This window comes from Rhizobium sp. P2_G2 (genome assembly GCF_056403555.1).
In genome coordinates, this window is record NZ_JBFUFF010000017.1 from 91,686 (window position 1) to 99,593 (window position 7,908).

Here is a 7,908-nt window from a genome sequence, read left to right on the forward strand (position 1 = left end):
AGAAAGGCCCTGATGACCTCCAAGCTGTTCGGCCTGTTCATGGTCAGTGAGGCGTGGAAGGCAAGGCTTCCTCCCTATCGGCTCAAGGCGACACTGGCCGAAGTGGTCCTGCGCGGCGGATCGATGGCGGTTTTTACCAGCGAGGGCTGCGATATAGAAGCAGGGACGATCAGTGGCGACCTCTGGCAAGACGGCCGCTGGGTCTTTGCCCGGATCGACGTGCCCGATGTCGTCGCTTGCTTCGGCGGCGCCGCGGTGCTTCGCCGGCAGCAGGATGTTTTCGACTGGCTGTCGGGGCACTTTCCGGTGATACGCGCCCGCGGACCCGACAAGGCGCGGCTAGGGGCCTTCCTCCAAAATAGCCCGGCGGCCGAACGGATCATCCCTCAGGGCGTGCTGAACCCCGACGATGTCAAAGGCTCGATCATGTCGGCGATGCGGCTCTATGGCTCGGTCGTCGTCAAGCCGGCGATCAGCAGTTCGGGCCGGGGCGTGCGTTTCATCATGCGCGATGGCGAAGACTGGACTGTCAGGCACAATCGCGAGACGCGACGCGGCACGATGGACGAAGTCGTCGAACATATTGCACATGACCTCAGCGGACGCGCAGGCTACCGGACGATCGTCATTCAGAAATTCGTGGATTCCTCGACTGCCGACGGCCGGGCACTGCAACTGCGTGTCGACGTCGGAAAGAATGGAAGCGGCGAATGGGCTGTCTTGCGGGCATTTGCCCAAATGGCGGAAATCGGCGAACGCGCCAGCAATATTGCCTTTGGCGGTTATCTAGGAGCACTTGAACCCACGCTCCGGCAGCGCAAGGTCCGTCCGCCATCCCTGATCTTTGATGATGCAGTCAACCTAGCCCTGAACACGGCGAAAGCGCTCGATGCCCATCCGGAAGCATCGATCTTCGAACTGGGAGTCGACATGCTTCTCGACAAACAAGACAATGTCTGGCTACTCGAAGCCAATCTCCAGCCGGAAACGACAAGCTATGAACAGCGCCGCGCGGAGTTTGCGGTCGACTATGCTTTCGCCGTCGCTTCCGGCACGTTGCCACAGGCAACGAAATATATTCGAGAGGCGCTATGACCGATTTGTTCGCGTCGGGCAAACCGTTGATCGCGATCGTCCACTTCGGCAGCGAAGAGCGCGACCGGTTTCCGCCTTTGCGTCTCAGGGCTCTGCTGGCAGAGACGATACTACAGGGAGGCGAATTCTGCCTGATAAACGCCGCCGATTGCGACGTCGAGATGGACAGAATCGGCGCTGATGTCTGGATCGACGGTGCGTTTCAACAGCGGCAGATCGCTCGGCCGGATGTCGCGGTTATCCCAGCCCGCCCGACATTGCGCCGGCACCTCGACATCCGTGACTGGATGCGATCGAAATGTCCCACCGTCGAAGACATAGGCCCCGACAAGGCCGACCTGCCCGTGCGGCTCTCCGACACTCCCCTGCGAAAATACCTTCTCCCCCAACGGATCATCGCGCCCGACGAAGACGTCGCGCAGGCGGTCGAGGATTGGCTGAGAAAGGTGGGCTCCGCGGTCATCAAGCCTGCAGACGGCAATCGCGGCCGGGGTATCCAATTCATCCTTCCCCAGGCCGATGATTGGACGCACCGCGCTGACCAGGAGAGTTGGACCGGCAGTCTGCAAGAGGTCTCCAGACGGGCCGCCCAGACGATCGAAGGCCGAACCCGGTATCGCCGCTATATCCTGCAAAAGTATGTGAAGTCGGTCACGCCGGATGGCCGCGCCTTCTACATCCGGTTTGATGTCCACAAGGATGGGACAGGCGACTGGAGAGTTGTAAAGTCGGGCGCCCGGATCGGCGAGATTGGCTTTTCCGTGGGCAATCCGACAAACGGCGGCTATGGCGGCGACATCGCTGTCGCGCTCGAGCAGCGCAGATGTCGCCGCAGCGAGGAAATCCGCGATGAGGCGGAATCGCTCACTCTGGAACTCGGCCGGACATTGGATCGGTTCCAGGATTTCCGCATCAAAGAGCTCGGTGTCGATATGGTTCTCGATGAAAGTGACGCCATTTGGCTGATCGAAGCTAATATCCAGCCGCAGTCTTCCGGACATAATCTGGAACGCGCCAGAGTAAACGTGGATTATTGCTTGGCTATTGCGAAAGGAACACTTAAACTCAATTTTGCCGGATAGAACAACGGGGGGCGTTTATGTCGGCTGAGGGGAGACTCCAACTATCGCATCGACTGAAACTGCACATTGCGGTCATGACCGGCAGGAGCGCCGATTCCATCGATGGCAGCGACACGATCGGATCATTCGATATCGACTCGGTCGACAGCATCCAGTTGGCGAYGGAAGTCGAAAAAGACCTGGGGCACGAAATCGATCCGGAAATATTCCTGAGGTCCGGTTCGACGATAGACCATATCATCGATAGACTGATCGACAGTGGGCAGGAGTGAGGGCTGGACATGCTGGCACCGATCCTGCGCTTGATGGAAGATCCGAATGCAACGCCGAAGGAAAGGATCAAGGTCGCCCGCAAGCTTGCCAAAGATGGGCGTTTGAGGGAGGCCTTGTCGCTGCTCGAAGCGCTCACTGCCCAAAGCAAGCGCCACCAATTGAACGCAATGGTCAATCTGCTGCGCAAGCGCCAGATCAAACGCGGGCTAAGGGCCATCCTGTGCATGCTGCGATCGGAGCGGTATCGCACTGAAGCCAGCAATCTCTTGGTCGCGCTCAGGAGAGCTGTTGGCGGCGCCGACTTGCAGGGAACGTCGAATGGCGAAGCCGTCAGCCATCTGGGAATCGATACGCAGTTGGCCTCGGCGGCCATGCCGGGCCGGGATTGGAACGCGGTATCCCCGGCGCTGCATCTCGCCTACGATCGCGACGCGACGCTGAAGGAAAAACTCAAGGCTGCCAAGTTGATGGTAAACGAAGGGCGGGTCGAGGAAGCCATCTCGCTGCTCCGTGCCGCAGCCGAAGCGGGTCGAGGTTCGCAACTTCGCGCAATGGTCAATCTCGCGCAAAGGGCGCAGTTTATCAGGAGTTTCAGAGCGTCGGCTTGTCTGGTACGCACCGGCAAATATCGTGCGGATGTCCTCAAATTGCTGGACGTGTCGACAAGTCTGACGGGGTATGAGAACCAGCCGGAAAGCGTAAAGACCGATGGGGCCGATTATCGGATCAAGGATGCAGGCTCCACTGTCACCGTCATCGCATTTACCGGCCTCGACCGGCGATTCACGGTTGCAGTCTACTTCCTCGAACGGCTCTTAAGCCGCTTTGGCGTTAACCTGATCATTCTCTATGATCGGCAGGAGGCTTATTATCTTGCCGGGATTCCGGGTCTTGGCTCGAATGTCGGGGAGACCTGTATTGCGCTCAAGCACCTTTGCGAAAAAATGGGAACACGGCAAATCATCTGCCTTGGCCAGTCTTCCGGCGGCTACGGCGCCCTTCGCTACGGCATAGAACTCGGTGCTCACCACGTGCTGGCATTCAGCCCCGCCTATGTCGGCGTCTTGACACCGGATAAACGACTGGAGATTGAAGCGCGCACGGGCCATCGTCTCGACGACGACATCGTCGATCTGCGAATGCTCTATGCTCGTCGTGAAACGGTGCCCGGCGCTACGATCGTCTATGGCGCCGAAAACCGCTATGATGAGCGCTCGGCCGATGCGCTGGCGACGATGCGGCATGTGACCGTTCGTCCCCTTCCCGGTATTTCCCGCCATGGGACGCTGAGCGAAGCAGTTTCTCAGGGCCTGTTCTTCGATTTGATGTCGACAGCGCTGGGAAACGTCGCGACAGCTTAAATCATGCCGCGTGAATCCTATTCACGCGGCTTGATCTGGAGCACCGGGACTATGCAGTATTACAAACCTGGCTGCGGCGAGAAGACGAATGCTTTTGGGAATGAACGACCATACCTCACTTCGCCTGTGAGGACAGCGGTTCACGCTCTGATGGCCGCCTCCCATCTTCGAAATAACCCTCAATTATCCCGCCGATAAAGCACCATGCCGGCGTGATAAAGGATGCCATCCTTGAAATCGCCATCGGCGGTGAAGCCGGTATCGTCCTTATAGTCGATATGGTCGCCGGCCATCCAATATTGGCCGAGATAGGCCTGTTCCCGGTTGCCGCGCGCCTCGACATAGCGGCCATTCGGCAGCAATTCATGGCGGATATAGCCGTCACCGGTCACCCAGACGCCGGCATATTTGTTCTCGGCCAAGCCGATCTCCTTGCTATGTGCTTCGATCTTCTTGCGAGCCGCCTCGCGATAGGACGGCGCAAACGGCGACAGAGCCGCCACCAGCGACAGCGAGAAACTCGCCGCGTCGAACAATATTCCGTGCCTAACCATTGAGCCACCTCTCATCCGCCAAGGCGCGATCACGAGCGAACCTGTCGATTTTTTCGCGCAGTGTATTGAAAATACGCACCGGGAAATCCCAGATGACAGTGGTGAGCGTTTTCGGAGCCATGGTCTTTCCTTTCTGGTTTGCGTTGGGGCGTTGCTGGCAGTGACGATATAGCCCGGGAAACGAAAAAGGTGGTAGACCATTCCTCCACAATGATTGCACAATTCTCCGAATGGCAGAATCGTGCAATTGGCGAAAGCAGAGGATTGGATTATAAACCCTGCCATAGCGATATGAAAATGCCCACGAATTCGGAATTTTTTCATGGAACGGCATAAAGAACTTGCAAGACTGATTGCACGATACGCTGAAAAAGATGGCGGCCACCAGACGGCTGTGCCGCGACTGACGATCTATCGGCGCTCCTCGCCGTCTGAGCCGCATCATGCAGTGCAAAAGGCAGCGATCTGCTTCATCGCCCAAGGCGGCAAGCGGATGATCCTCGGCGAAGAAGTGTTCCATTATGGCCCCTCGCAACATCTCCTGGTCTCGATGGATCTGCCGGTCATGGGTCAGGTGATCGAGGCGAGCGAGGGTGAGCCCTATCTCGGCATGAAACTGGAGCTCGACCTGAGCCTGGCTGCCGAAATGATCATGAACACGCCGGCCCCCTCGGAAGAGTTGAGCCTCGGCATGGCGACGCAGAACACCTCAGCCGAACTGCTCGACGCGGCGATCCGCCTGCTCCGCCTGCACGAAACGCCGGAGGACGCTGAAGCATTGGCGCCGCTGATCGAGCGAGAAATCCTCTACCGGCTGCTCAAGGGCGAGCAGGCCGCCTGCGTGCGCCGCCTGCTGCAGCCGCCGGCGCAGCACCGCCATGTCGGCCGCGCCATCACCTGGATCAAGGAGAACTACACGCGCTCCTTCAGCATCGAGGAAGTGGCTTCCCTCTCCGGCATGAGCCCATCGTCACTGCACCAGCATTTCCGCGAGGCCACCGCAATGAGCCCGTTGCAGTATCAGAAGCAATTGCGTCTGCAGGAGGCGCGGCGGCTGATCCTGACGCGGACGCTGGATGCGGCGAGCGCCGGTCATACGGTCGGCTATGACAGCCCGTCGCAGTTCAGCCGGGAATACAAGCGCCTGTTCGGCGCCCCGCCGCAACGTGATATCGACCGGCTGCGCAGCGAGCCGCAACGCTACGCGGATGCTTGAATCTCATCTGCCGGCTCCATACAGCGCGGATGCCGGCATATTCTCCACGGCCTGCGCTGATCTTCACGGTTATTTCGTCTTTATAAGCTTGCACTGAAATAAACTTGAGTCATCATGCAGCCGTTGATCAGCGGGAGGCTGTTCCATGGCGACGAGTTTCAAGGTACAGGGCTACAACTACACCGGCTATGGCACCAGTGTGTATGGCACGGCGACATCCAAGGACCAGTTGTCCCAGATCGTCTCGACCGGCGCAAACTCCATCGCCATCATCCCCGAATATTACCAGAAGACGCTACAGTCCGACACGTTGGCGCCCAACGACATCACCCCGAGCGACAAGGACCTGATCGCCGGTATCAAGGCTGCACAGGCTAAGGGGATCAATGTCCTGCTCAATCCCCACATCGACACGATGGATGGTCAGTGGCGCGCCTATCTCGATCCGAAAGATCCCGACAAATGGTTCGCGAGCTACAAAGCGATGGAGGTGCACTATGCCGAGATTGCAGAAAAGACAGGCGTCAAAAGCTTCTCCGTCGGCTGCGAACTGGAATCGATGACCGGGGAGAAATATCGCTCGCAATGGCTCGACATCATCAACGCCGTCCGCGACGTCTACCACGGCCAACTGACCTATGCCGCGACCACGACCGAAGCCGCGACGCTGTCCTTCTGGGACAAGCTCGACGTGATCGGCGTCGACGGCTATTTCTCGCTTGCCGTGAAGGACACCAATCCGACCGTCAAGGAACTCGAATATGCCTGGACGCATCGCTCCGGTTCGGCCGAGATCGATGACGGCCTCGACGGCAAATCGCCTGTCGATTACGTCCATGACTTGGCTGAGAAATACGGCAAGCATGTGCAGTTCACCGAATGCGGCTTCCGCGCCATCAATGGTGACGCCATCGATCCCGGCGACTGGTCAAGCAACGGCGCATTGGACGAAAAGGAGCAGGCAGACCTCTTCAAGTCGATGTTCAATGCCTTCGCCAGCCAGGGTGGCGATTGGTTCGATGGCTTCTACATCTGGGACTGGCGCGCCGACGGCCATAAAGAAGACAAGGACTATCACACCCAAGGCCGGGCCGCCCAGAAAGTCGTCAATCTCTGGTACGGCATGGACAACAATGGCCACGCCGCGCCCGACACCGGCATGACGCTGTTCGGCACCGTCCGTAACGACCGCCTGGTGGGTGGCGTCGGCGGCACCAGGATTCTCGGCGGTGACGGCAATGACAGCCTGATCGGCGGCGAGGGCAATGACGTGCTGATCGGCGGCAGCTCCCAGCATCCCGGCAGCGACTCGCTGATCGCCATCACCGCCCATGCCGACATGCTGGATGGGGTCGGTGCCAAGTTCAAGATACTGATCGATGGTCAGGTGGTCGGCACCGGCGAGGCCAAGGACGAAGGCAAGGAAGCCTGGGATATCAGCCAGTTCGCCTACGATTTCTCCACCCCGAAGAGCTTCCATTCGCTGAAAGTGGTGTTCACCAACGACGATGCCGCGGGCAAGGTGGATCGCAACCTCTATGTCGATTCGATCGTCATCAACGGGCAAACGATCGACCTGAGCAAGGCCAACAACGATCAGGAGCCGCATAGCGGCGCACTCTATGCCGACGGCTCGTTTACGGTCGATCTTACCGGTCTTTCGAAGGCGCTCACGCCATCACACGGCGACGACGACGTGCTCGACGGCGGCTACGGCAACGACAGGCTGACCGGCGGCGCCGGCAGTGACACATTCGGCTTCGCCACCGGCTATGGCAAAGACACGATCACCGATTTCGGTAAGGGCGACGACATCTATGTTGCCAACTGGAAAGCCGTCGACAGTTTCAACGCGGTGAAAAGCCATGCCGAACAGCATGGCAACGACCTCTGGATCGTCGCCGGGCACGACACGCTGATCATCGAGAATTTCCAAAAGAGCGAATTGCAGGCGAGCGACTTCGAGTTCTGAAAGCGCGCATAGCAGTGGGCATCGGGACAGGTTTCGGCTCAGAATTCCCTGAGCCCGAGATGCTGGACCATTGGCAGGAAGTCGCGATCGTTGTGCAGCAATGGACAGTGGTTTTCGATGCACCATGTGCCGATGATAATATCAATCGTCTTTCGGATCGTGATTCCAAGGCTTCGAAGTTTGCGCGAATGCTGAGCAGCATTGACGGCTATTTCGAATGACATCGCGCACTCCAGCCGCAATTCACGCATATTTCTCTCCAACCGACGACTGTGCAAATCGTCCCGCGCACCTTGCAGAACTTCGAGCATGACGACGTCAAGCAGGATTATCTCTTCTTCCGAAGTCCTAAGAG

At 58.6% G+C, this 7,908-nt stretch carries 9 protein-coding genes; 6 read left to right on the plus strand and 3 right to left on the minus strand.

What is annotated here, in order from left to right; genetic code table 11:
- Nucleotides 1–12 precede the first annotated feature (12 nt).
- From AC1D06_RS15460 to AC1D06_RS15475, 4 genes are all read left to right on the plus strand, one after another.
- Nucleotides 13–1,095: a YheC/YheD family protein gene (locus tag AC1D06_RS15460; protein ID WP_477986885.1), complete on the plus strand. Its 1,083-nt coding sequence runs from the start codon at nucleotides 13–15 to the stop codon at nucleotides 1,093–1,095.
- A gap of 287 nt (nucleotides 1,096–1,382) precedes the next feature.
- Nucleotides 1,383–2,177, plus strand: coding sequence for a YheC/YheD family protein (locus AC1D06_RS15465; protein WP_477986898.1), 795 nt, complete (start codon nucleotides 1,383–1,385; stop codon nucleotides 2,175–2,177).
- A gap of 17 nt (nucleotides 2,178–2,194) precedes the next feature.
- A complete protein-coding gene (locus tag AC1D06_RS15470) occupies nucleotides 2,195–2,449 on the plus strand; it encodes an acyl carrier protein (protein WP_477986886.1) in 255 nt (84 codons plus the stop codon).
- A gap of 9 nt (nucleotides 2,450–2,458) precedes the next feature.
- Nucleotides 2,459–3,811 (plus strand): hypothetical protein, encoded by a 1,353-nt coding sequence (locus AC1D06_RS15475; protein WP_477986887.1) that lies wholly within the window; start codon nucleotides 2,459–2,461, stop codon nucleotides 3,809–3,811.
- Between the two features lie 179 nt (nucleotides 3,812–3,990).
- Here AC1D06_RS15475 and AC1D06_RS15480 read toward each other — a convergent pair whose 3' ends face one another.
- Complete coding sequence (locus AC1D06_RS15480; RefSeq protein WP_477986888.1) at nucleotides 3,991–4,365, minus strand: Atu4866 domain-containing protein; 375 nt, start codon at nucleotides 4,363–4,365, stop codon at nucleotides 3,991–3,993.
- Complete coding sequence (locus tag AC1D06_RS15485; RefSeq protein ID WP_477875503.1) at nucleotides 4,358–4,486, minus strand: hypothetical protein; 129 nt, start codon at nucleotides 4,484–4,486, stop codon at nucleotides 4,358–4,360. The genes AC1D06_RS15480 and AC1D06_RS15485 overlap by 8 nt, the downstream gene beginning before the upstream one ends.
- Nucleotides 4,487–4,687: 201 nt before the next feature.
- Here AC1D06_RS15485 and AC1D06_RS15490 point away from each other — a divergent pair, with 201 nt between their 5' ends.
- On the plus strand, nucleotides 4,688–5,581 hold the full coding sequence (locus tag AC1D06_RS15490) for an AraC family transcriptional regulator (RefSeq protein ID WP_477986889.1): 894 nt from the start codon (nucleotides 4,688–4,690) through the stop codon (nucleotides 5,579–5,581).
- A 145-nt stretch (nucleotides 5,582–5,726) separates the two neighbouring features.
- Nucleotides 5,727–7,553, plus strand: coding sequence for a glycoside hydrolase family 113 (locus tag AC1D06_RS15495; protein ID WP_477986891.1), 1,827 nt, complete (start codon nucleotides 5,727–5,729; stop codon nucleotides 7,551–7,553).
- Between the two features lie 38 nt (nucleotides 7,554–7,591).
- Here AC1D06_RS15495 and vapC read toward each other — a convergent pair.
- On the minus strand, nucleotides 7,592–7,908 hold a 317-nt coding region (gene vapC, locus AC1D06_RS15500; RefSeq protein WP_477986893.1), incomplete at its 5' end, for a type II toxin-antitoxin system VapC family toxin.

Excerpts from the sequence above, each read along its gene's own strand:
- AC1D06_RS15460 (WP_477986885.1), top strand. The coding sequence starts at position 13 with ATGACCTCCAAGCTGTTCGGCCTGTTCATGGTCAGTGAGGCGTGGAAG.
- AC1D06_RS15465 (WP_477986898.1), top strand. The coding sequence starts at position 1,383 with ATGCGATCGAAATGTCCCACCGTCGAAGACATAGGCCCCGACAAGGCC.
- AC1D06_RS15475 (WP_477986887.1), top strand. The coding sequence starts at position 2,459 with ATGCTGGCACCGATCCTGCGCTTGATGGAAGATCCGAATGCAACGCCG.
- AC1D06_RS15480 (WP_477986888.1), bottom strand. The coding sequence starts at position 4,365 with ATGGTTAGGCACGGAATATTGTTCGACGCGGCGAGTTTCTCGCTGTCG.
- AC1D06_RS15485 (WP_477875503.1), bottom strand. The coding sequence starts at position 4,486 with ATGGCTCCGAAAACGCTCACCACTGTCATCTGGGATTTCCCGGTGCGT.
- AC1D06_RS15490 (WP_477986889.1), top strand. The coding sequence starts at position 4,688 with ATGGAACGGCATAAAGAACTTGCAAGACTGATTGCACGATACGCTGAA.
- AC1D06_RS15495 (WP_477986891.1), top strand. The coding sequence starts at position 5,727 with ATGGCGACGAGTTTCAAGGTACAGGGCTACAACTACACCGGCTATGGC.